General features: G+C 32.3%; 16 protein-coding genes. 11 read left to right on the top strand and 5 right to left on the bottom strand.

Annotation, left to right across the window (positions count from 1 at the left end; all coding sequences use genetic code 11):
• Positions 1 to 351: 351 nt before the first annotated feature.
• The 4 genes from Q4Q40_RS01070 to Q4Q40_RS01085 all read left to right on the top strand — a co-directional run bounded on the left by Q4Q40_RS01070 (position 352) and on the right by Q4Q40_RS01085 (position 9254).
• Entirely contained in the window at positions 352 to 4257 is a 3906-nt protein-coding gene (locus tag Q4Q40_RS01070; RefSeq protein WP_303299821.1) for a DUF8693 domain-containing protein, read from the top strand.
• A gap of 466 nt (positions 4258 to 4723) precedes the next feature.
• Positions 4724 to 8149 carry an isoleucine--tRNA ligase gene (gene ileS / locus Q4Q40_RS01075; RefSeq protein WP_303299822.1) on the top strand — a complete coding sequence of 1142 codons (3426 nt, stop codon included), beginning with the start codon at positions 4724 to 4726 and terminating at the stop codon, positions 8147 to 8149.
• A gap of 6 nt (positions 8150 to 8155) precedes the next feature.
• A complete protein-coding gene (locus tag Q4Q40_RS01080) occupies positions 8156 to 8536 on the top strand; it encodes a TraR/DksA family transcriptional regulator (RefSeq protein WP_303299823.1) in 381 nt (126 codons plus the stop codon).
• A 61-nt stretch (positions 8537 to 8597) separates the two neighbouring features.
• Positions 8598 to 9254: a lipoprotein signal peptidase gene (locus Q4Q40_RS01085; RefSeq protein ID WP_303299824.1), complete on the top strand. Its 657-nt coding sequence runs from the start codon at positions 8598 to 8600 to the stop codon at positions 9252 to 9254.
• Positions 9255 to 9277: 23 nt separating this feature from the next.
• Here the strand turns inward: Q4Q40_RS01085 and Q4Q40_RS01090 are convergent, their stop codons facing one another.
• From Q4Q40_RS01090 to rimK, 5 genes are all read right to left on the bottom strand, one after another.
• Positions 9278 to 9841, bottom strand: a complete 564-nt coding sequence (locus Q4Q40_RS01090) for a 5-formyltetrahydrofolate cyclo-ligase (protein WP_303299825.1) — start codon at positions 9839 to 9841, stop codon at positions 9278 to 9280.
• Positions 9842 to 9910: 69 nt separating this feature from the next.
• Complete coding sequence (locus Q4Q40_RS01095; RefSeq protein ID WP_303299826.1) at positions 9911 to 10321, bottom strand: response regulator; 411 nt, start codon at positions 10319 to 10321, stop codon at positions 9911 to 9913.
• Between the two features lies 1 nt (position 10322).
• On the bottom strand, positions 10323 to 11756 hold the full coding sequence (locus Q4Q40_RS01100) for a PAS domain-containing sensor histidine kinase (RefSeq protein WP_303299827.1): 1434 nt from the start codon (positions 11754 to 11756) through the stop codon (positions 10323 to 10325).
• A gap of 241 nt (positions 11757 to 11997) precedes the next feature.
• Positions 11998 to 12972, bottom strand: coding sequence for a succinylglutamate desuccinylase/aspartoacylase family protein (locus Q4Q40_RS01105; RefSeq protein ID WP_303299828.1), 975 nt, complete (start codon positions 12970 to 12972; stop codon positions 11998 to 12000).
• On the bottom strand, positions 12972 to 13850 hold the full coding sequence (rimK, locus tag Q4Q40_RS01110; RefSeq protein ID WP_303299829.1) for a 30S ribosomal protein S6--L-glutamate ligase: 879 nt from the start codon (positions 13848 to 13850) through the stop codon (positions 12972 to 12974). The genes Q4Q40_RS01105 and rimK overlap by 1 nt, the downstream gene beginning before the upstream one ends.
• A gap of 86 nt (positions 13851 to 13936) precedes the next feature.
• Here rimK and uvrC point away from each other — a divergent pair, with 86 nt between their 5' ends.
• From uvrC to Q4Q40_RS01145, 7 genes are all read left to right on the top strand, one after another.
• Positions 13937 to 15730: an excinuclease ABC subunit UvrC gene (gene uvrC / locus Q4Q40_RS01115; protein WP_303299830.1), complete on the top strand. Its 1794-nt coding sequence runs from the start codon at positions 13937 to 13939 to the stop codon at positions 15728 to 15730.
• Positions 15727 to 17955: a patatin-like phospholipase family protein gene (locus Q4Q40_RS01120; RefSeq protein ID WP_303299831.1), complete on the top strand. Its 2229-nt coding sequence runs from the start codon at positions 15727 to 15729 to the stop codon at positions 17953 to 17955. The genes uvrC and Q4Q40_RS01120 overlap by 4 nt, the downstream gene beginning before the upstream one ends.
• A 253-nt stretch (positions 17956 to 18208) precedes the next feature.
• Entirely contained in the window at positions 18209 to 19363 is a 1155-nt protein-coding gene (locus tag Q4Q40_RS01125; RefSeq protein ID WP_303299832.1) for a homogentisate 1,2-dioxygenase, read from the top strand.
• 113 nt (positions 19364 to 19476) lie between these two features.
• The gene (hppD, locus tag Q4Q40_RS01130; RefSeq protein WP_303300706.1) at positions 19477 to 20637 is read left to right on the top strand and encodes a 4-hydroxyphenylpyruvate dioxygenase; all 1161 of its coding nucleotides are present in this window, start codon (positions 19477 to 19479) and stop codon (positions 20635 to 20637) included.
• A 637-nt stretch (positions 20638 to 21274) separates the two neighbouring features.
• Positions 21275 to 22054, top strand: coding sequence for a DUF3108 domain-containing protein (locus Q4Q40_RS01135; RefSeq protein WP_303299833.1), 780 nt, complete (start codon positions 21275 to 21277; stop codon positions 22052 to 22054).
• Positions 22055 to 22064: 10 nt separating this feature from the next.
• Entirely contained in the window at positions 22065 to 22982 is a 918-nt protein-coding gene (locus tag Q4Q40_RS01140; RefSeq protein WP_303299834.1) for a tryptophan 2,3-dioxygenase family protein, read from the top strand.
• Complete coding sequence (locus tag Q4Q40_RS01145) at positions 22940 to 24262, top strand: M23 family metallopeptidase (protein ID WP_303299835.1); 1323 nt, start codon at positions 22940 to 22942, stop codon at positions 24260 to 24262. Before Q4Q40_RS01140 ends, Q4Q40_RS01145 begins: the two co-directional genes overlap by 43 nt.
• Position 24263: the final 1 nt, after the last annotated feature.

Genomic DNA, 24263 nt, shown 5'->3' on the forward strand with positions numbered 1-24263 from the left:
GAGTTTCAATATTTTTTTAACAATTTAAATGTCTTCTAAAAGCGCAATAAAAGCGTTTTGTCGTAAAAAAAATGCACTTTATCTGGTTTTTGTTAGTTTTTGTCGGTTTTTTAGAGTATTATTGTAGCGTATTTAAGACAAATCATAGAATTAATGATTTTGTTAATAAAATATCATTCCCTCAAGCTTAATTTTAATACGAATAATTTTACAATATATTAATGAAAGTGCATAAATAGTGTGCATTTCATCGGTTTTATTGTATTTGATAGAAAAATTTGAGTTTTTAACGAAAAAAACATGTAACTATTTGAATATAAGATAATTTCGATTTACCCAAATCTATTAATTATGAAAGCAAAACTACTTTTTAGCCTGCTTATGGCTTTGTTTGTGTTTAACTTTTCTTTTGCACAAGATTCTGATGGAGACGGTGTGCCAGATTCAGTCGATATAGATGATGATAATGATGGTATTATAGATACATACGAATGTTCTGCGGCCATTCAATTTGATAATGCGTCATTATTAACAGCTACAGATTTAGATGATGTGAAAGCTGGAGAAAAGGTGGTGTATTCCAATGCAATTCTATACCAAAATCAATATTACGACATTATTTTAACCATTATAACTATTAATGGGTCTTATACAGTAGATTGTAATAATGAACTAAGAGTTAGTGGTTTTGATTCAAGTAATGATGATTACGTAACATATTCGTTTGATTTGGTTGAAGCTGGAAGTGCCACACCAGCAACTCCTATTGGAATACCAGCAACGCTTTACGATATTATTTTAGAGTCACGAGATATTGATACCAGATCTTCCAGAGATTTTACAGAAATAGCAGGATTTAATCCTTCAACAGTTACATCAACAGTAACTGCATCTTTAAGTGCTACCACAAAATTAGAGCAAGCAGGTTTTAATAATGGACCAGATCCGTCAGGGTATACTTTATATAGATTAGACCCAACACTTGTTGCTCCAAATACAGATTGGGTAAACGAACCAGATGATGGAGGTACACATGGTGATGATCCAGATTTTTATTTATATATGGAATTTGATAAGTTTTCTCATGTTGATTTATTATATGGAGCTACAGGAACTCATACAAGTACAGGTACTAGATTAACAAATTTTGGAGTAAGTTCTAAATGTGATTTTGATGATGATCTTGTTTTAGATACTATAGATATAGATAGTGATAATGATGGAATACCAGACAATGTGGAAGCACAGCCTACTATTGGCTATATTCCACCTAGTGCGCCAGGTAGTAGCATTACAGATGCTAATAACAATGGATTGGATGATGTATATGAATCTGCGATGGGTGGAACAGATTTAACCAATATAGAGGATACAGATGGCGATGGATTAAAAGATTATTTAGATAGTGATACAGATAATGACGGTACACCAGATATTCAAGAGAATGGTCAGGCAAATACCCTTAACAATATTGATATTGATAGTGATGGTTTAGATGATAATTTAGATTCTGTAACAGGTTCTTTAGATGTTAATGATGAAGTTTCTGTTGGAGATATTGCAGACCTTACAGCCTCTTTTGGAGATGTTGATAGTGATGCCACTTTAGGAGGGGACTTAGATTACAGGGATTTGTTTGATATCAACCCCCCATCTATTGCTTCCATAGATTTTGATGGCATAAATGATTATTTATCTAGAGCTTCGTTTATTGATGGGTTAAACCATGTAACGGTAATGGCTTGGGTAAAATCTGACTCTGGAAATTCTACTAACATGACTATTTTAGGAGAAGATATTGGTTGTAAACTATGGTTGCAAAATGGAAATACGCCATCATTTACTGTTAAAACATCAGGGAATTCTCAAGAAACAATAAGTTGCAGTGCTATTAATTTTGATGAGTGGCACCATATAACCGCAACCTATACTAGCGCAACAGGGTTATTGCAACTCTTTGTTGACGGTTCATTATTGAGTTCGACAAATGTTGGAAGTACAGGTGCTTCTATTGAGAATACAGATGATTCTAACGAAAACTTTGAAGTTGGTAGGTTTTCAAGCGATGTAACTAATAAAGAATATTTTAAAGGAGATATTGATGAGGTAAGAGTATTTGATGTTGAACTTACAGCAGAACAAATAAAAAAGATGGTGTACCAGGAAATTGAAAATAACTCTGGAGATACTATAGGTTCTATTGTAGGGAAAAATATTGAAGATACAGCAACAAGTAATACGGTGCCTTGGGGTAATTTAATAGCCTATTATCCAATGACGGATATTAAAAAAGGAACAACTACAGATTATTCAAGTTATGATAAAGAATTGTATCTAAATTATATTAATACCATTCAAGATCAGACAGCTCCAATGCCGTATGTTTCTTCAAATAATGGTAATTGGACAGCACAATCAACATGGCAACATGGTGATGTTTGGGATATTGAAAATACTGCAAACAATAAAGATTGGTGTATAGTGAAAATAGGGAGTGATGTTTCTGCTTGCCACTCAATTAATATAGCAGGTTTAATAATTGATGCAGGTAGTACTTTTACAGTTCATAGTGAAAATGTTGTTGAAAATTCCTGGTACTTAGAATTAAATGGAACCCTTAACTTAGAAGATGACTGTCAGTTAATCCAAACGGTAAATAGTGATTTAGTGACCTCAGCAACAGGTAAACTATTAAGGCGACAAGAAGGCACATCGAATGCCTATAGATATAACTATTGGTCGTCACCAGTGGGAACTTTAGGAGCTACTCCTTTAACGAATAATAATGGATTAACCAATAATACAAATAATACACCATATAACTTAAATATGATAAAAGATGAGGCAGGAATTAATTTGTCATTTACTTCTGGCTACGATGAAGTTGGAAAAATTAGTACCTATTGGATGTATACTTTTAAAAATGGTTTAACATATTGGGATTGGGCAGTGCTTTCGCCAAGTACACCGCTAGAAGTTGGTGTAGGTTATACACAAAAAGGAACCGGAAATGCAGGTCTGGAACAACAATATATTTTTGAAGGCAAACCAAATAACGGCACCATATTAGTGAATGTGACCGATGTTGGAGGGCCGGGATCAGTTACATCCGTATCAAAAACAAACTATTTATTAGGAAACCCATATCCATCAGCTCTAGATGTTCATACATTTATTGATGATAATGTAGGCGTTATAGATGGTACCTTGCATTTATGGCAACAATGGAGTGGAGATACACATTATCTTGATGAGTACAAAGGAGGCTATGCCCAAGTAAACAAACTGGGGTCTGTAAGAGCCTATCAATTTGTAGGTCTTTATGGGGACGATAATGGCTCACAAGATGGCACAAAAACACCTTCAAGATACATTCCTGTTGCTCAGGGATTTGTTGCAGAGATTATAGCCGATGGAAGTGTCGAATTTAATAATGGACAGCGTGTATTTATTAAAGAGACGGATGCAGATGACACTTATAATAATGGATCCACATTTTTTAAATCAAGTAATGAAAAATCTAAAAATAGTGTCGTAAGTTCAAAAGAAGATGACGACAATGGAGCCATGCAAAAAATCCGTTTAGAGTTTAATTCGGTAATAGGGCCAGCAACAAGAAGAGAGTTGCTTTTAGGTTTTAGCGAGACTACCACAGATGAATTTGATTATGGATATGATGCAAAAAATGATGGTTCTAACAATAACGATCTTAATTTAAGCCTTGAAGGCGTAAACATGAATATGCAAGCGTATGCTCCAATTACTACAGATAAAGTAATACCTCTAAACTTTATATCTTCAGGAGATAATTCATTTGAAATTAGAATTACAGAAACAGAAAACCTAGACGAAGACCAGGAAGTGTATTTAAGAGATCATTTAACGGGAGGCTATTTTGATTTAGCTGGAGGTGAAGCTTATAGTTTTAGCTCGGAAGCAGGAAAGTTTAACAACAGATTTGAAATTGTTTTCCAAAATGAATCCCAAACCTTAAGTGCAGAAGAGGCAACATATACTGAGAATTATATTTATTATCAAAATAAAACAAATACACTATTTGCTAAAAAATTAAAAAGTCAAGTTAAAAAACTGGCTTTAATTAACATGAGAGGACAAACAGTTTTAGAATTAGAGAATGTGTCAACAGAAAGTTTAGAGCATGGTTATAGATTTGATAATTTGTCAACTGGTTCATACGTGGTATGTTTGAGGACAGAAATGAATGAGGTACTTACTAAAAAGATTGTTTTTAATTGATTTAGGTTTTATAAATTAAAGAGGAAAAGAGCCAAAATATCTATTTTGGCTCTTTTTATTCGTTGTCAGTGATTTACAGACAGTTAAAACGTTAATGACTAGTCAGTAATTCAAGACGTAAATGTTTATAAATTAGTGTTTAATGATTTAATTTTCATTAATAGCGTTTAAATAATGAAAAGGTAATTTTAATTCTTTGTGTAACATTCATAATTAGTTCTTTTGATTTATTGGGTAATGCTAATAGAAGAAAATGAAAGCTGTAAATGAAGCGTTAAAAACCTTACTTCAAGTACTTCCCGTTTCAAAAACAATTGAAATCATTTTAGGTAGAAATAATGTTTCGAAAAAGAAATAATAATATGAGAATATTGAGATAAGATTTTTCGATTATCAAAAATCATTTTTAACCTTACTTTTTTGCCAAAATTCCTTAAATTCGCTTCCTTATTAGAATATAGAGTAAATGAGCACTAAATTTCCTGAATATAAAGGACTTGACTTACCAAATGTAGCAAATGAGATACTACAATATTGGCAAGAAAATAACATTTTTGAAAAAAGCGTTTCTACCAGAGAAGGTAGTGAACCTTATGTGTTTTATGAAGGACCACCATCTGCAAATGGACTTCCTGGAGTGCATCACGTTTTAGCACGTGCTATTAAAGATATTTTCCCGCGTTACAAAACCATGAAAGGATACCAAGTAAAGCGTAAAGCTGGTTGGGATACACATGGTTTGCCTATTGAGTTAGGGGTTGAAAAAGAATTAGGAATTACTAAAGAGGCTATTGGTAAAACTATTTCGGTAGAAGATTATAATGCAGCCTGTCGTAAAGCAGTGATGCGTTATACAGATGTTTGGAATGACCTAACACAAAAAATGGGGTATTGGGTAGATATGGACGACCCATACATTACCTACGAACCAAAATACATGGAGAGTGTTTGGTGGCTTTTAAAGCAAATATATAATAAGAGTTTATTATATAAAGGCTATACCATACAACCTTATTCACCAAAAGCAGGAACAGGATTAAGCTCACATGAGTTAAATCAACCTGGAACGTATCAAGATGTAACAGATACAACAGTTGTTGCTCAGTTTAAAGCGAATCCAGATTCACTACCAGATTTTTTACAAAATGAAGGGGATATTTATTTCTTAGCTTGGACAACCACACCTTGGACATTGCCTAGTAATACAGCATTAACCGTTGGACCAAAAATTGATTATGTTTTAGTCAAAACTTATAATCAATATACATTTGAACCTATCAATGTGATTTTAGCTAAGAAATTGGTTAACTATCAGTTTTCAGGAAAATTCAATCAAGTAGAAGATAAGTCGGAATTATTAAACTATAAATCTGGTGATAACCTACCTGCCGGCAAGGCAGGAAAAATACCATTTTATGTTGTTAAAGAGTTTGTTGGTAAAGATTTAGTTGGTGTTACTTACGAGCAATTAATGCCTTATACATTACCAAACGATAATCCAGAAAATGCCTTTAGAGTCATTTCTGGAGATTTTGTAACGACAGAAGACGGTACAGGGATTGTACATACCGCACCTACTTTTGGAGCAGACGATGCCTTGGTTGCAAAACAGGCTAAACCAGAAGTCCCACCTATGCTAGTAAAAGACGAGCAAGATAATTTGGTACCCCTTGTAGATTTGCAAGGACGTTTTAGACCAGAAATGGGGACGTATGCTGGAAAGTATGTAAAAAACGAATATTACAATGATGGAGAAGCACCAGAACGTTCTGTTGATGTTGAGATTGCTATCAAATTAAAAGAAGAAAATAGAGCCTTTAAGGTTGAAAAATACAAGCACAGTTATCCAAATTGTTGGAGAACAGATAAGCCAATTCTTTACTATCCGTTAGATTCTTGGTTTATTAAAGTGACCGATGTTAAAGGGCGTATGCATGAGCTTAACAACTCGATTAACTGGAAACCAAAAAGTACAGGAGAAGGGCGATTTGGTAATTGGTTGGCAAATGCAAACGACTGGAACTTATCGCGTTCTCGTTATTGGGGAATTCCGTTACCAATTTGGAGAACCGAAGACGGTAAAGAAGCCATTTGTATAGGTTCTGTTGAAGAACTAAAATCTGAAATGGGTAAAGCCGTTTCAGCAGGCGTTTTAGCAAAAGACATTTTTGAAGATTTTGAAATAGGAAACAATTCGGAAGAAAACTACGCTAAAATAGATTTACATAAAAACATTGTTGATGCTATTGTATTAGTATCGCCATCGGGTCAAAAAATGTTCCGCGAAAGCGATTTAATAGACGTGTGGTTCGATTCTGGTTCTATGCCTTATGCGCAGTGGCATTACCCATTTGAAAACGCCGATTTAATTGATAAAGGAACAACTTTTCCAGCAGATTTTATTGCAGAAGGTGTCGATCAAACAAGAGGGTGGTTCTATACGTTACATGCTATTGGAACCATGGTTTTTGATTCAGTAGCCTATAAAAATGTAGTATCTAATGGATTGGTATTAGATAAAAACGGACAAAAAATGTCGAAGCGTTTAGGGAATGCTGCCGACCCGTTTGAAACCCTAGGAAAATATGGTGCCGACGCTACACGCTGGTACATGATTAGTAATGCAAACCCCTGGGATAATTTAAAATTCGATTTAGAAGGTATTGAAGAAATAAAACGCAAGTTCTTTGGAACCCTTTATAACACGTATTCTTTCTTTACACTATATACTAATTTAGACAAGTTTAGTTATTCAGAAGCCGATATAGTTTTAGAAGAACGACCAGAAATAGATCGTTGGATTTTATCCGAATTGCATACATTAATAAAGAAAGTAGATGCCTTTTATGCCGATTATGAGCCTACAAAAGCAGCGCGCGCTATTTCCGATTTTACTCAAGATTATGTAAGTAATTGGTTTGTACGTTTAAGCAGAAGGCGTTTTTGGAAAGGAGATTACGAACAAGATAAAATTTCGGCATACCAAACACTTTATACCTGTTTGGTAACCATTGCTAAACTGGGAGCACCAATTGCACCTTTCTTTATGGATAGGTTGTATTTAGATTTAAATTCGGTTACCAAAAAAGAATCATTTGAAAGTGTACATTTAGCAAGCTTTCCTGTTTATAATGAGGCTTTTATAGATAAGAGTTTAGAGCGAAAAATGGAAAGTGCTCAAACAATATCATCGTTAGTTTTGTCGTTAAGAGCTAAGGAAAAGATAAAAGTGCGCCAGCCGCTTCAAAAAATAATGATTCCTGTTGATAATAATCAACAAAAAGAAGAGATATTAGCTGTCTCGGAGTTAATAAAACATGAAGTTAATGTTAAAAGCATTGAACTTTTAGATGAAGCTTCAGATATTTTAGTAAAGCAAATAAAACCTAATTTTAAAGCACTTGGACCTCGTTTTGGGAAGGAAATGAAACTAATTGCTAACACAATTAAAGCACTTAATTCTGCCGATATAAAAAAAATTGAACAAAATGGTGTTTTAGATGTTGAAATTAATGGAAAAAATATTACTTTAGAGATTGAAGATGTAGAGATTACATCGCAGGATATTGAAGGTTGGCTGGTTGCTAACGAAGGATCGTTAACTGTAGCTTTGGATGTTACAATATCTGATGGTTTACGAAGAGAAGGTATTGCGAGAGAACTTATTAATCGTATCCAGAATTTGCGTAAAGATTCAGGATTTGAGGTAACAGATAGAATTGATGTGGTGCTTCAAAAAGATGATCATGTTATGAATGCGGTTGAAGCAAACATGACATATATAAAAACAGAAACTTTAACTAATGAACTTGAAATTATTGATAAATTAGACAATGGTATTGAGATTGCTTTTGATGATGTAAATACAAAATTGTTTATAAAAAAACATTAAAAAATTATGAGTACAGATGCAAACGTAAGATATTCGGATAAAGATTTGGCTGAATTTAAAGAGCTAATATCAGATAAAATAGAGAAAGCACAGCATGATTTAGAGCTTATAAAAAGTGCGTATATGAACGACCATAATAATGGGACCGAAGATACATCACCTACATTTAAAGCATTTGATGAAGGAAGTGCTGTTATGAGTAAGGAGTCTAATTCACAATTGGCAATTAGACAGGAAAAATTTATCCGAGATCTTAAAAATGCGTTAATTAGAATTGAAAATAAAACATATGGCATATGCCGTGTCACAAAAAAACTAATTAATAAAGAACGCTTAAAATTAGTTCCTCATGCAACGTTAAGTATTGAAGCAAAAAATATGCAATAATTATAAATTACACCCCCAAGCGTCTCGATTTAAAAAGAGGCGCTTTTTTGTTTAAAAAGTTATGTCCTTAAAAAAATCTACCCTCATTATCGTTCTTATTTTGCTTCTTGACCAAATAAGTAAAATATATATAAAAACCCATTTTAAACTTCAAGATAATATTGAGGTATTCAGTTGGTTTAAAATATTTTTTATTGAAAATGATGGCATGGCCTGGGGCACAAAAATTAGTGACTTCACTTCATTTATATCAGATAGAACAGCAAAAGTGATATTAACATTGTTTAGAGTTGTTGCTATTTTTGCGATAGGTTATTGGCTGTATAATGAAACAAAAAAACAAAATTCCAAAATATTAATATTGGCCATTGCCTTAATTTTTGCTGGAGCCTTAGGTAATATTCTAGATTCTGTTTTTTATGGCGTTATGTTTGATCATAGTTATGGTCAGGTAGCGGCGTTTTTACCAGAAGGCGGTGGTTATGATAGTTTACTTCATGGAAAGGTGGTAGATATGCTGCATTTGCCTTTGTATAATGACTATTTACCTGACTGGGTTCCCTTTTATGGTGGTGAATTTTTTACATTTTTTGAACCTGTTTTTAATATTGCCGATGTGGCGATAAGTGTAGGTTTCATTATGCTTATAGTTTTTAATAAGAAAGCATTTCCAAAGGTGAAGAATGAAGAAGAGCGTAATGATAATGAGGATTTATAAAAAGTGTAATATAATATAAGTAACTAAAGTGTATAGATTGTTTTAGGCGTCACGCAAAAATCCAATTTTACATCACTTTCAAAAACATCAGTAACGCTGTCTTCAGCTTCAAAAAAAGACAGACCAATTTTAATAACTTCAGGCTTACAATTAGTTAAAAAACGATCGTAAAACCCTTTGCCATAACCAACTCTGTTCCCCACTTTATCAAAGGCTAAAAGGGGGATGAAAACAACATCAATTTTATTATTTGAAATGTCAATTCCATCAACAGGTTCGGGAATATTATAGGTGTTTTTCTTAATTTTTGTATTATCGGCTAAGAGGAAATGGGTCATAAGCCTTGTTTTAAAATCACTTTTCGAAATGACAATATTTTTATCCTTTCCTGATAAAATATTGAGAATATAATCTGTATTGACTTCTTTTTGTTCTTCTATAGAAAGAAACGTATGGTAAAAAGTGTGTTCCCAAATAGGTAGTTTTAACACTTGATTTGCAATAGAAATACTTAAATCGTCAATTTGAGAAAGCGATAAATCATTTCGAAGTGCTTTGTGCTTTTTTCGCAATTCAGATTTAATCATAATTGATCTTTAAGTTTTATGGAATAATTAAAAGGGATAAAAATAAGTAAACCACGTCATAATTAAAAATCAAGCACTTTTAAAAATATTCTCTAATTCATTTATAATGATTGGTTTTACTAGATAGCCTTCGATACTGTTTAAAGATTTTGCCCGATCAATATCCACGGGGTTTATAGAGGAACTTACAATATAAAGCGTAATAAGCTTATTAAACTTGTTTTTTATTTTGGTAAAGTGTTCAATAAATTCCCATCCATCCATAACAGGCATATTCAAATCTATAAAAATAATGTCTGGAATTTTGTCTTCTTTAAGGTTTAGAAGGAGTTCTTCGAAGTAGTCTATACTTTGCTTGCCATTTTTAAAAATGATAAGGTTTTCACAAAGTTTTTTTGTTTCAATTACACGTTTTACTAAATTGATGTATATATCATCATCATCTATAATACAAGCAAGTTCTATTAGTTTCTTATTCATATTAGAAAGTGATTTTAAAAGTTGTGAATTTTTCAACTTCACTAAAAACATTAATTTCTCCGTCCAATGCGTCAATTTGATTTTTTGTTATAAATAAACCAATTCCGATTGCATCTTTATTGTAATGAAATGTTTTATACATTCCAAAAAGTTTATCTCCAAATTTTTCTAAATCAATTCCAATTCCATTATCAGTAATTTCTAATATGGTTCTAGAGTTTTCTACATAAGACTTTATCTCTATAATTGGATCTCGTTCTGGATGCTTGTATTTAATCGAATTTGTTATTAAATTTAATAAAATACTTTCAAGATAAGCAGGGATATAATCGATAGTGTCGATTTTTGAAAAATCTGAGTTTATAATGGTTCTGCTTTTTGTGATTATTTGTCCTATGGATATCTTTACACGTTTTAATGATTTGCTAAATTTAACTAGAGATTTGCTTTTATTTGTGCTAGTTTGAATTGTAACAACCTCGTTTAAATGTAAAATGGTATCATTTAAACTAGATGCTATATTTTCTACACTATTAATTAATTCTAACTTTTCTTCTTTGGATTCAGTAGAGTTTAATAATTCTACAACGAGTGATAAATTACTAGTGTGAGATCTTAAATTATGTGATACTATATGAGCAAAATTAAAGAGTCTTTTGTTTTGAGCAGCAATAATATTTGAAGTTCTTAGTAAGCTTAATTCTTTGGCTTTTGTTTCATCAATGTCTTGAAAAATACCACGTACGCCTATAATTTCTTTCTTGTCATTAAATACAGGCTTTCCATTTGCTCTAACCCAAAATTCACGATTGTTTTTGGTTAACATTTTAGTTTCTGTACTAAATGCTTTACCATCAATAGAACATTTTAAAAAGAGCCTTTTAACTTGTTCGTAAGATTCTTTTGGATAATAAGAAACGGATTTATTTATAGAAGGCTTATAATCTTCTGAGTATTCTAAAATTCGTCTTGTTTGTTGGTCCCAGTAACTTTTTCGTTTTATTAAATCCACATACCAACTACCAATCGATGTCATTTCAGCAGCTTCTTTATAATAAAACTTATGCTTATTTACTTTTTTATTAGTTTTAAACTTACGTTTATTGAAAAAGAGAAATTTTGACTTTGTATTATTGTTACTAAGGTTAGCTTGGGTATGACTTGTTGTGCAAACAAATTCCTTGTATTTTCCTTTTTTAGATTCAATTAGGAGACTTTGTCTAAAGTCTATATTGTTTTTAATAAAACTAAAATAATTATTTCTAAACTGACTGCTGTCGTCTTTATGAATAAGTTTGTTTAAAAAGAAATCTAAACTAATTTTTTTGTTTTTTGCAATGTATCCAATATCAGATAAAAAAACCTTTGAGCAGTAAATGGTGTCGTTTTTTAATTCCAAATACCCAATATTATTTTCAATTGGCTTTGATGGCATTTTGATTTGAGTCATGGCGTTAGAGAGACTGATTTTAATTTTTTGATGACGTAAACATAACATTAATTTGGCAAAAAAACGATAAAAAACGCATTTAATCGATAAAATCAATCATTTAAACGATTTTTCGGACAGATTCTAGTTGTTAATTTTGCTTTTCTTAAAAGAAGATTTCTATAATTAAAATTCGAAAAGGGAAATATGGTTTTTGAGAGTGTAACAAGAGTTAAAGTGTTGATTTTCAGGTTTTAATATTTGTGGTTATACGAAAAAGGGCATCTCCTTGATATACAATAGGAGATTCATTTACATTTATAATATAACCGTTATTTTGAGCCTTAACAAAATAATTAAATTTACCATAAGGATCGGTAATATTTCCTAAAATATCCCCTTTTGTTACTTGAACACCAATAGTTATAGAGGCTTTAAACATACCAGAGTAGTTAGCGCGAATCCATTTGCTTTCATTTATAAAAACACAATTATTTTTAGGAGCGGAGACTTTAAATTTTGAAGATAACATTCCTAAATGATGTAAAATACGTTTAGAACCGTTAACACCAGAATTAGTTATAACATCATCAATATGAAAAGATTTGCCCCCCTCAAAAAGCAATAAAGGTTTGCCTAATTTATAACAAATAGTTCTAAAAGACTTAGATAGATTTTTAGAATAAAGTACAAAAGGAGCTCCAAATACTTTTGCCAAGTCGTTGGGTATTCTATTGCCTTTAGAATACCGAAGCTGAGGTGCATTAAATCTGCCAGAGCCACCTGTATGAAAATCTATAATGTATTCCACATGGGGTATAATCTCATGCACTAGTTTATAGGCGACTCGACTGGCTAAAGAGCCATCTTTACTTCCAGGGAACACACGATTTAAATCACGTCCATCAGGAAACTCACGTTTTAAATTTATGAAACCAAAAACATTAATAACAGGAATACAGATAATAGTACCGCATTTAGGTTTATTAATGCCTTTTGCAATAAGCTGTCTAACAATCTCTACACCATTAACTTCATCACCATGTATCCCAGCAGTAAACAACACAATGGGACCAGGTTTTTTAGAGCGTTCAATAATTACTGGAACATTTACAGGAGTAGATGTGTGTAAATTAGCAACATCAAAATTAGCCTCTTTTCTTTCTCCAGGTTTTATAGACACACCAAGAATAGTTAATATGTCGTTTTTAGTATGAGCCATTAATTGTGTCTATTTCTTTCTATGTAAGTAATAATGATTTTAGCAATGTTTTTGCCTGTGCCAGTTTCAATACCTTCTAAGCCTGGTGTTGAATTTACCTCTAAAAGCAAAGGGCCTCTTGTAGATTGTAACATATCTACACCACAAACAGGAAGTTTTAAAACTCGGGATGCTTTCATGGCGACTTTTAATTCGGCTTCATCAAGTTTTATAACTTGTGCTGTACCACCTCTATGTAAGTTGGAACGAAACTCCCCTTCTTTACCTTGCCTTTTTATGGCACCTACCACTTGTCCGTCTACCACTAAAGCCCTTAAATCGGCGCCTTTAGCTTCCGCTATATATTCTTGTACCAGTGCCCTTGCTTGCAATCCGTTAAATGCTTCTAATACAGATTCAGCTGCATTTTTAGTTTCGGCTAATACAACCCCTAGCCCCTGAGTTCCTTCAAGAAGTTTAATAATAACGGGCGTTCCTCCTACATGTGCAATAACTTTTTCAACATCTCTGGAATAATTAGTAAATACTGTTTTTGGCATGCCAATTCCAGCTTTAGAAAGTCTTTGGAAGCTTCTTAATTTATCTCTCGACCTTATAATGGCATCTGATGTTACCGAAGTGAATACATTCATCATTTCAAATTGCCTAACAACAGCACAACCAAAAAAGGTTGCAGAAGCTCCAATTCGAGGAATAATGGCATCTACATAATCTAAATAACGGTCTTTGTAATAAATAGTGGGCTTCTCTTTTTCAATAATAAGATCACACTTTAAAGGATCAATAACTTCCATGATATGTCCCCGTTTTTCACCTTCAACAACAAGGCGCTCGGTTGAGAATAAATTAGGATTTCGCGAAAGAATGACTATATTCATTAAAATAGTTTAACCCAGTACTGCAATATACTAAAAAAGGCAAACGAATTTTTACAATATCTAGAATTTAATATACCTTTGAGTTAATGGATGTACCTGCATTAGAAATACAATTAAAAACCTTGCCAAATGCCCCTGGCGTATACCAATATTTTGATGCTAATGATACTATTTTATACGTAGGAAAAGCTAAAAATTTAAAGAAACGGGTTAGCTCATATTTTACAAAAACTCATGATAATGGTAAAACCAGAGTGCTTGTAAAAAAAATAGCAAACATAAAACATATTGTAGTAGAGACAGAAACAGATGCTTTGTTGTTAGAGAACAACCTCATTAAGAAGCATATGCCTCGTTATAATGTGATGCTTAAGGATGATAAGTCCTATCCTTGGATTTGTATAAAAAAAGAACGTTTCCCAAGAGTATTTTCAACACGTCGAATTTTTAAAGATGGGAGTGAGTATTTTGGACCTTATACGAGCATGAAAACAGTGTCAACCTTGCTAGATTTAATAAAAGGTTTGTACCATTTAAGAACATGTAATTATCACTTATCCCAAGAGAAAATAGAAGCAGGTAAATACAAAGTGTGCCTGGAGTATCATTTAGGGAATTGTAAAGGTGCTTGCGATGGATTAGAAACAGAAGAGGAATACCATAACAATATAAAAGCAATCAAAGAGATTTTAAAAGGAAATTTTAAAGATTCGCTGTCACAATTTAAAACGCAAATGAAACAGTTTGCGGAAACCATGCAGTTTGAGGAAGCTCAAAAAATAAAGGAAAGAATAGAAGTATTAGAAAATTATCAAGCGAGATCTACTATTGTAAACCCAAAGATTAGTAATGTTGATGTGTTTTCTATAATGAGTGATGAGAGTTATGGTTATGTTAACTTTTTACAAATTTCGTATGGATCAATAATCCGATCGCATACCTTAGAGGTGAAAAAGAAGTTAGACGAAACGGATTTAGAACTTTTAGAGCTTGCTATTATTGAAATCAGGCAGCGTTTTAATTCCAATTCAAAAGAAATTTACGTGCCTTTTAAAGTTGATTTGGGTCATGATATTAAAGTAACTGTGCCAAAATTAGGGGACAAAAAGCATATTTTAGATTTATCACTTCGAAATGCTAAGTATTACAGAATGGAGCGTTTTAAGCAAGATAAAATTGTTGACCCAGATAGACATGCCAATAGAATTATGGCACAAATGAAAGCAGATTTAAGGCTTTCTGGTGAGCCAAGACATATTGAATGTTTTGATAATTCGAACATACAAGGAACAAATCCAGTAGCTGCATGTGTGGTTTTTAAAAATGGGAAGCCTAGTAAAAAAGACTACCGTCATTTTAATATTAAAACCGTAGTTGGACCAGACGATTTTGCATCTATGGAAGAAGTGGTATATAGGCGATACAAGCGTTTGGTTGAAGAACAACAACCCTTACCACAACTTATAATTATTGATGGAGGTAAAGGGCAATTATCTTCAGCTTTAAAAAGTTTAGACGCTTTAAACTTAATAGGGAAAATAGCTATTATTGGAATAGCCAAACGTTTAGAAGAATTATTTTATCCAAACGATCCTATTCCATTATATTTAGATAAGAAAAGTGAAACCCTGAAAATTATACAGCAATTGCGTAATGAAGCGCATCGTTTTGGAATCGAGCATCATAGAAATAAACGAAGTAAAAGTGCGTTAAATACAGAGTTAGAAACTATCCCTGGTATAGGAGATAAAACAATTGTAGAATTGTTAAAACATTTTAAATCTGCTAAACGTGTAGCGAATGCAAAGTTAGACGAGTTAGAAGATGTTGTAGGCGTATCGAGAGCAGAAAAAATATATAATTATTATCACAATAAATGAAGTACATTTTAATGTCTATCTTAGTTTTTGTTTGTTTTGAGGGATTTTCTCAAGATATAGAAAACGATGATGTTAAAGTTGGTTTAGTGTTAAGTGGTGGTGGTGCAAAAGGGTTAGCGCATATAGGGGTTCTAAAAGTTATTGATAGCTTAGGTGTAAAAATTGACTATGTGGCTGGAACAAGTATGGGGGCTATTATTGGGGCATTATACGCATCTGGATATTCAGGGAATCAATTAGACTCTATCTTTAAAGAAGTCAACTTTGATAATATTATAAATGATAATTTACCTAGAGCATCTAAAGTGTTTTATGAACGAGATAATGATGAGAAATATGCCATAAAACTTCCTTTTAATGATTTTAAAATTAAGTTACCGTCGGCACTATCCAGAGGACAAAATACCTATAATTTACTTTCAAGACTAACACTACATGTTAATGAAATAAAGAATTTTAACGAATTGCCCATTCCGTTTTTTTGTATTGCTGCAAACATTGAAACAGGGAAAGCCGTTATATTAGATAAAGGGAATTTAGCCCAATCTGTTATGGCCAGTGGTGCATTACCTTCCATATTTCAACCAGTAGTTATTAATGACCAAGTTTTAACAGATGGTGGTGTTGTAAATAATTATCCGATTGATGAATTGAGAGCCAAAGGGATGGATGTTATTATTGGAGTAGATGTTCAAGACGGATTGGTTAACCGTGAAAAATTAGTTTCTGCACCAGATGTTTTACTTCAAATTAATAACTTTAAGACTATTAGGGATATGAAGCTAAAGATCCCTAAAACAGATATTTATATTAAGCCAGATATTAAAGAATTTAACGTAGTATCTTTTGGTGAGGGATTTAAAATTATTGAAATAGGTAAGCAAGCTGCCTTGAATAATGCAGAGGCTTTACAAGCTTTAATAAAAAAAGATTCAAAAGAAAAAAACAAACCAAAAGTAAAAATACAAGTACAAGATAGTATTGTAATTAACAGGATATCAATTGAGGGAGAAAAAAATTATACAAGAGCTTATGTTTTAGGTAAATTAAAGCTTGCTAAAAAAGTAAGTTATAAAGATTTTGATAAAGGTGTAAATAGTTTAGTAGCAACAAATAATTTCGATTCGTTCCAGTATGAATTTAAAAAAACAAAAGGAAAAGATGGCTACGATTTATTTGCAACATTAGTAGAAACAAAAAACAGTGCTTTTTTAAAGGCAGGGATTCATTTTGATGACTTATATAAAAGTGCCATACTTGTTAACTTAACTAAGAAACATTTATTGTTTGATAATGATGTGGCATCATTAGATCTCATCCTGGGAGATAATGTTAGATATAATTTTGAATATTTAATAGATAAAGGGTTTTATTGGAGTGTTGGGGTAAAATCTAGATACCACCAATTTCATAAAAATATAAGTGCACAATTATTACTTGAAGATGATCAGATTACAATTGGAGGATTAAATAAAATAGATGTAAAATTACAAGATCAAACCAATCAATTTTATGTACAAACACTATTTAGAAAAGATTTTGCACTTAGTCTAGGAGCAGAACATAAACGTTTGGAATTTAAATCTGAAACGATCTTATCTACTGATCCTGATGAGAAGTATACATTTGAAAATACCGATTATCTTAGTGTTTTTAGTAATTTAAAGTTAGATACTTATGATAATAAATATTTTCCAAAAAGAGGATTCTATTTTAACAGCGACATACATCTATATCTTTATGCATCAAGATTTAATGAGAATTTTGAGAGATTTTCGATAGCCAAAGCAGATATTGGTTCTGCTTTTAGTGTTTCAGATAAATTAGCATTCAATTTTCAATCAGGTGTCGGGTTTAAATTGGGTGACAGATCTACCCAAGCATTAGATTTTGCACTTGGCGGTTATGGTAATAATTTAATAAATAACTTTGTACCGTTTTTAGGGTACGATTTCATTTCGCTTATAGGAAATAGTTATGTAAAAGCACATGCTGTTGCCGATTACGAAATTTTTAAAAACCATCACATTACTTTAGAAGGAAATTGGGCAAATGTAGATGACAATATTTTTGAGACAGGAGAATGGTTTACACTTCCAGATTATAGAGGCTATGCTTTAGGTTACGCCATAAATACTTTTATAGGGCCTATTCAAGGAAAATTTAGTTATTCACCAGAACAGAGAAGTAGTATTTGGTTTTTCAATATAGGTTTTTGGTTTTAATAGGCTGTTTTGTCATTCTCACAAAGGAGGTAATCGTTTAAAACAACGAGAGATATAATTAAAACTCCAAAAAAATCACGATATTTGTATTGTTATGCAAAATTTTTGGCAAGAACTCTTAGTATTCTTACACTATCTTATCAAGAGAAATCCTGAATAGGCAGGTTTATTGTATCTTTAATATACCATGCTAAGGTTTAAGGGGTTAGTCCTGTGAACTTTATAATTTTTTAATCTTTAAATTTTAGAATCAATGCCTTTTTATCATAAATTAGGAAGTATTCCGCATAAACGTCATATTCAATTTAGAAAACCAGATGGCAGTTTGTATTACGAGCAGTTATTTGGTACTGTAGGGTTTGATGGGATGTCTACAAATAGTTATCACGAACAACGTCCCACCCAAGTAAAAGAAATCAAGAAGCAATATAGTGTAGCTCCAAAAATTGCTTTAGAAAATAATATAAAATCGTATCGTTTAAAAGGGTTTCAAATAAAACCAGAACAAGACTTTTTAGAAAGTAGAAAAACTGTCCTAGTAAATAGCGATTGTGCTATTATATTGGCAGCACCTAAACAATCTACAAATGATTATTTTTATAAAAATACAGACGCAGACGAGCTTATTTTTATCCATAAAGGAACAGGGAAATTAAGAACGATGCTTGGCAATCTCAATTTTAAATATGGAGATTATTTATTAGTGCCAAGAGGTGTTATTTATAAAATAGATTTCGATACAGAAGATAATAGATTGTTTATAGTAGAGTCTCATAGGCCTATATACACACCAAAACGTTATAGAAACTGGTTTGGTCAACTATTAGAACATTCGCCGTTTTGCGAACGAGACATTCGCAGACCCGAAGAGTTAGAAACCTATAATGAATCTGGAGATTTTTTAATAAAAGTAAAAAAACAAGGAGACATTATAGAAATGGTTTACGCATCGCACCCTTTTGATGTGGTTGGGTACGACGGATATAATTATCCGTACGCCTTTTCAATTCATGATTTTGAGCCTATAACAGGACGCATTCATCAACCACCACCAGTGCATCAAACCTTTGAGACAGATGCTTTTGTGGTGTGCAGTTTTGTACCGCGCTTATACGATTACCATCCAGAGTCTATTCCAGCACCTTATAATCACAGTAACATAGATAGTGATGAGGTATTGTATTATGTAGATGGCGATTTTATGAGTAGAAATGATATTGACGCTGGTCATATATCATTACACCCAGCGGGCATCCCCCATGGGCCACACCCAGGAGCTGCCGAAAGAAGTATTGGTAAAACAAAAACCGATGAACTTGCTGTTATGGTAGATACGTTTAAACCCTTAATGGTTACAGAAGAAGCTATGAAAATAGCCGATGAAGATTATCATAAATCTTGGTTATAGTCCCTAAACCCCCAAAGGGGACTTTCAGGGCGTTTAAAAATTATATTCATTAAAGTACTCAAAATCCGTCCAGTTTTGAGTTCCTTCCCTTTGGGAAGGTTAGGATGGGCTTTATTATGAAAGACATAAAATCAGTAAACTACGGTTTAGAAAAAATATTTGAAGGAGCACAAGACTTTTTGCCCCTTTTAGGAACAGACTATGTAGAATTCTATGTAGGTAATGCAAAACAATCGGCTCACTTTTACAAAACAGCATTTGGATTTCAATCTTATGCTTATAAAGGTTTAGAAACAGGCTCTAAAGATTCTGTGAGTTATGTGCTTAAACAAGATAAAATACGTTTGGTTTTAACCACACCGCTAAATAGCAAATCGCCAATAAACGACCATATTGTAAAACATGGAGATGGTGTAAAAGTAATAGCACTTTGGGTCGAAGATGCCAGAAAAGCATATCAGGAAACAACAAGCAGAGGTGCAAAATCATACATGGAACCAGTCGTGGAGAAAGATGAGCACGGTGAAGTTGTTAGAGCAGGTATTTACACTTATGGAGAAACAGTGCACATGTTTGTAGAACGCAAAAATTATAACGGTGTATTTTTACCAGGTTTTCATGAGTGGAAATCAGAGTATAATCCAGAACCTGTTGGACTTAAATATGTAGATCATATGGTGGGTAATGTAGGCTGGGGAGAAATGAATACCTGGGTAAAATGGTACGAGGACGTTATGGGGTTTGAAAATTTCTTGTCTTTCGACGACAAACAAATCCATACAGAATATTCCGCTTTAATGAGTAAAGTGATGAGTAATGGAAACGGACGTATAAAATTCCCAATCAATGAACCTGCTAAAGGAAAGAAAAAATCGCAAATAGAAGAATATTTAGATTTTTATGAAGGATCAGGAGTTCAACATATAGCAGTTGCTACAGATGATATTATTTCTACGGTTTCTAGTTTAAGAGCTAGAGGTGTTGAGTTTTTATCCACGCCGCCAGAAGCATATTACAGAGCAGTACCAGGAAGATTAGAAGAGCATAGCCATGAATTAAGAGAAGATATTGAGGCATTAAAAAGTTTGGGTATCATGATTGATGCTGATGAGGAAGGCTATTTATTGCAAATTTTCACCAAACCAGTTGAGGATAGACCAACATTATTTTTCGAAATTATTCAGCGTATGGGAGCCCGTGGTTTTGGAGCGGGGAACTTTAAAGCACTTTTCGAGTCTATTGAAAGAGAGCAAGCTAATAGAGGTACTCTATAAATATATTTATAAGATTTTAAATAAAAACGTCATCATTGTATTTGATGACGTTTTTTGTGTCTTGATCTTATCTTGACTTTATTTAAGCGAAAAATCATGCTTTCGTTTCTAAATGAAGTCTTTTTTGTTTGTCATAAATATAGCTACGATGCCATAGAGATATTAAGCCTGGACTCTGCTAAAACAAGAGTAGGTCTGCAACTACAAAGGCGTGATTCAACTTATATTTTTAGTTTAAATTCTCCGATTCTAGGGTTGGGGTTTTCAATTACATCACTTCTTTAGAGCTATCAAAATTGCTTTTTTTGCAGTTTTGGGTGAGGCACAATAACGAAATTTGGCTTGTCTCGAGGATAGTCAGTTTCAAGAATTTTTTTATTGCATCTTGCAGATTTCTCAAAATGAAGTTTTCCAACCTTGCAATAAACGTGGACCAATAAAAAGAGAAAATAAGAGAATAATATGGGAATTTTGTGGTGAATTATAAAAAATTAAGATCGTTTATTGTAACGAAATAGTGTTAAGCTCTTCTTATTAATAACAAGAAATTTTTTACTTTTGGAACAGTAATTGTAATTTCAAGGATACAGCAATAAAATGTGCATTAAGAAGTTACATTATTTAATGACCCATAAAAATGAAAAAAGCACTACTTATATTAATAGGAATATTAGCCATGCAAATGTCTTTTTCTCAACAAGAACCTGCGTTTGGGAATGGTGAATGGTTTAAATTTAAAATGAGCTACAGCGGCTTTTTAAAAGCAGGAAACGCAACACTTACTGTTAAAGATTCTAAATTAAATAATAAAGATGTTTATCATGTGGTTGGAAAAGGCTGGACCACAGGTATGATAAAATGGTTTTTTAAAGTAAAAGACAGATACGAAAGTTACTTTGATAAAAAAACGATTATGCCTTACAAATTTGTTAGAAATATAGATGAAGGCGGACATACCAAAAATCTTGAAATAGATTTCGATCAAGTAAATAATAAAGCATACGTAAACAATAAAAAACACAATAAAAAAACAGTAATTGATACGAATCCTAATATTCAGGATATGGTATCAACATTTTATTATTTGCGTAACAATATTGATATTAGTGAGTTAAAACCTGGTCATGAAGTGAAAATAGATATGTTTTTTGATGAAGAAAATTATGGATTCAAATTGCAATATCTTGGCGAGGAAACTATTGATACGGAATTTGGCGAAGTTAAATCTTTAAAATTTAGACCATACGTGATGGCTGGCCGTGTTTTCAAAGAAGAAGAAAGTTTAACACTATGGGTGTCAAAAGACAAAAATAAAGTACCTTTACGCATCAAAGCAGATTTAGCAGTTGGCTCTCTTAGAGCAGACCTTGAAGCTTTTAAAGGACTAAAACACCCTTTTAAAATAGTAGTTAGATAATTAAGAAATTTTGGATTCAAAAATAACCAACCAACTAAAGGAAAAATACGAGGCAATAGACCAGGATTACGAGACTTATTTAGAAGGATTACTACATAGCAAGCCAATTAATTACTGGGATTACATTCAAACAGATGCCTTATTAAATCTTCAAATACAGCGTACTGTTTTTCCAGACGAAATGGTGTTTATAATGTACCATCAAATTAATGAACTTTTGTTTAAAATGATACTTGGTGAGATCGATCAAGTAGCAAAAACGAAGGAAGTAGATACAACTATGTTTACTTCAAAATTAATGCGTATTAGTCGTTATTTCGATATGCTTACCTCTTCTTTTAGTATTATGAAGGATGGTATGGATGTCGATCAATATAATAAATTCAGACATACTTTAACACCTGCTAGTGGATTTCAAAGTGCACAATATAGAAAAATTGAATTTGCATCCACAGAGCTTATAAACCTAATAGATAAAAGGTTTAGAGATACTATAGATAGAAATTCGTCTTATGAAAATGCTTTCGAACATTTGTATTGGCAAGCAGCTGGAAAAGATTATAAAACGGGTAAAAAAAGTTATCTATTAACAGTTTTTGAAGAGAAATATAAAGATGAATTTATTAGATTTACAAAATTTTATTATACTAATAATCTTTGGACAAAGTTTAAAGCACTGCCCGAAGAAACCAGAAAAGATAAAGAATTAATAAAAGCCATGCGCCATTACGATTACACAGTAAATATCAAATGGGTGATGGCACATTATAATACGGCAAATCATTATTTAAATATAGGTGGTAAAACGGCCGAAGCCACAGGAGGAAGTGAATGGGTAAAATACATGCACCCAAAATATCAAAAAAGAATATTTTTTCCAGAATTATGGTCAGAAAAAGAAATACAAGATTGGGGAACAAATATTTAATAATACTAGTAGTAGCAATCTCTTTTATTGCTTGTAAAAATGATCCTAAACCAGTTTTACAAGAAGAATTAGTTGTAGTTGAAAAAATTCCAGAAGATATTTATGAATTTGGTTTTAACCTTAATGATTATGTTGTTAAGCGAGATACCATAAGAAGTGGTGATACTTTTGGTATAATCCTAGAACGTAATAATGTGGGTTATCCTAAAATTTTCAATATTGCAGAAAAAGCAAAAGATACTTTTGATATTAGCAGAGGGTTGCAAGTAGGTAAACCTTATACACTTTTGTGTGTTAAGGATTCTTTAGAAACGGCAAAATGCTTTATCTATCAGCCAAATTTGGAAGATTATGTAGTTATCAATTTTCAAGATTCAATTCAAGCTTATAAAAGTAGAAAGCCTATTAAATATGTTGAAAAAGTAGCCACGGGTGTTATAGAAGAGAATATTTCACTTGCACTTGAACAACAAGGGTTAAGTCAACGGTTAGCATATAAAATGGCAGATGAGATTTATGCATGGACTATAGATTTTAGACGGCTTCAAAAAGGAGATAAATTCAAAGTGATTTATACCGATAAGTATATTGACGATACTATTTATACTGGAGTTCATGATATAAAAGCGGCATACTTTGAGCATAATAAAGAACCGCTTTATGCTTTTGAATTTGAAACAGATTCCGTTAAAGGTATTATTGATTATTTTAATGAAAAGGCTAAGAATTTACGGCGTGCATTTTTAAAAGCACCTGTAAAATTTAAACGTATTTCTTCTAGATATAATTTAAAAAGAAGAATTGCGGTTTATGGCTATAAAGTACGTCCACACAAAGGCACCGATTTTGCTGCATCCATTGGTACACCAATTATGGCGACTGCTAGTGGAACCGTTACTAAATCAAGTTATACCAGAGGTAATGGGAATTATGTAAAAATAAGACATAATGCTACTTACGAAACCCAATACCTTCACATGCAAAGACGAAATGTAAAAGTTGGAGATTTTGTTAAACAAGGAGAGATTATTGGCTGGGTAGGAATGACGGGAAATACAGGAGGTCCCCATGTGTGCTATCGTTTTTGGAAAAATGGCAGACAAGTAGATCCATTTAAACAAAAATTACCAGAGGCAAAACCCATTTCCGACTCTTTAAAAATTAAATATTTAGACTTTATAGCACCTATAAAAAAACAATTAGATAGTATTCCTTTTAGAGATGATATTTTAGAAGAAACACTAGAAAATAAGAATAATCTAATTTCACTTAAAGATTAAT

Source organism: Flavivirga jejuensis (genome assembly GCF_030540765.1).
Classification (GTDB): Bacteria; Bacteroidota; Bacteroidia; order Flavobacteriales; family Flavobacteriaceae; genus Flavivirga; species Flavivirga jejuensis.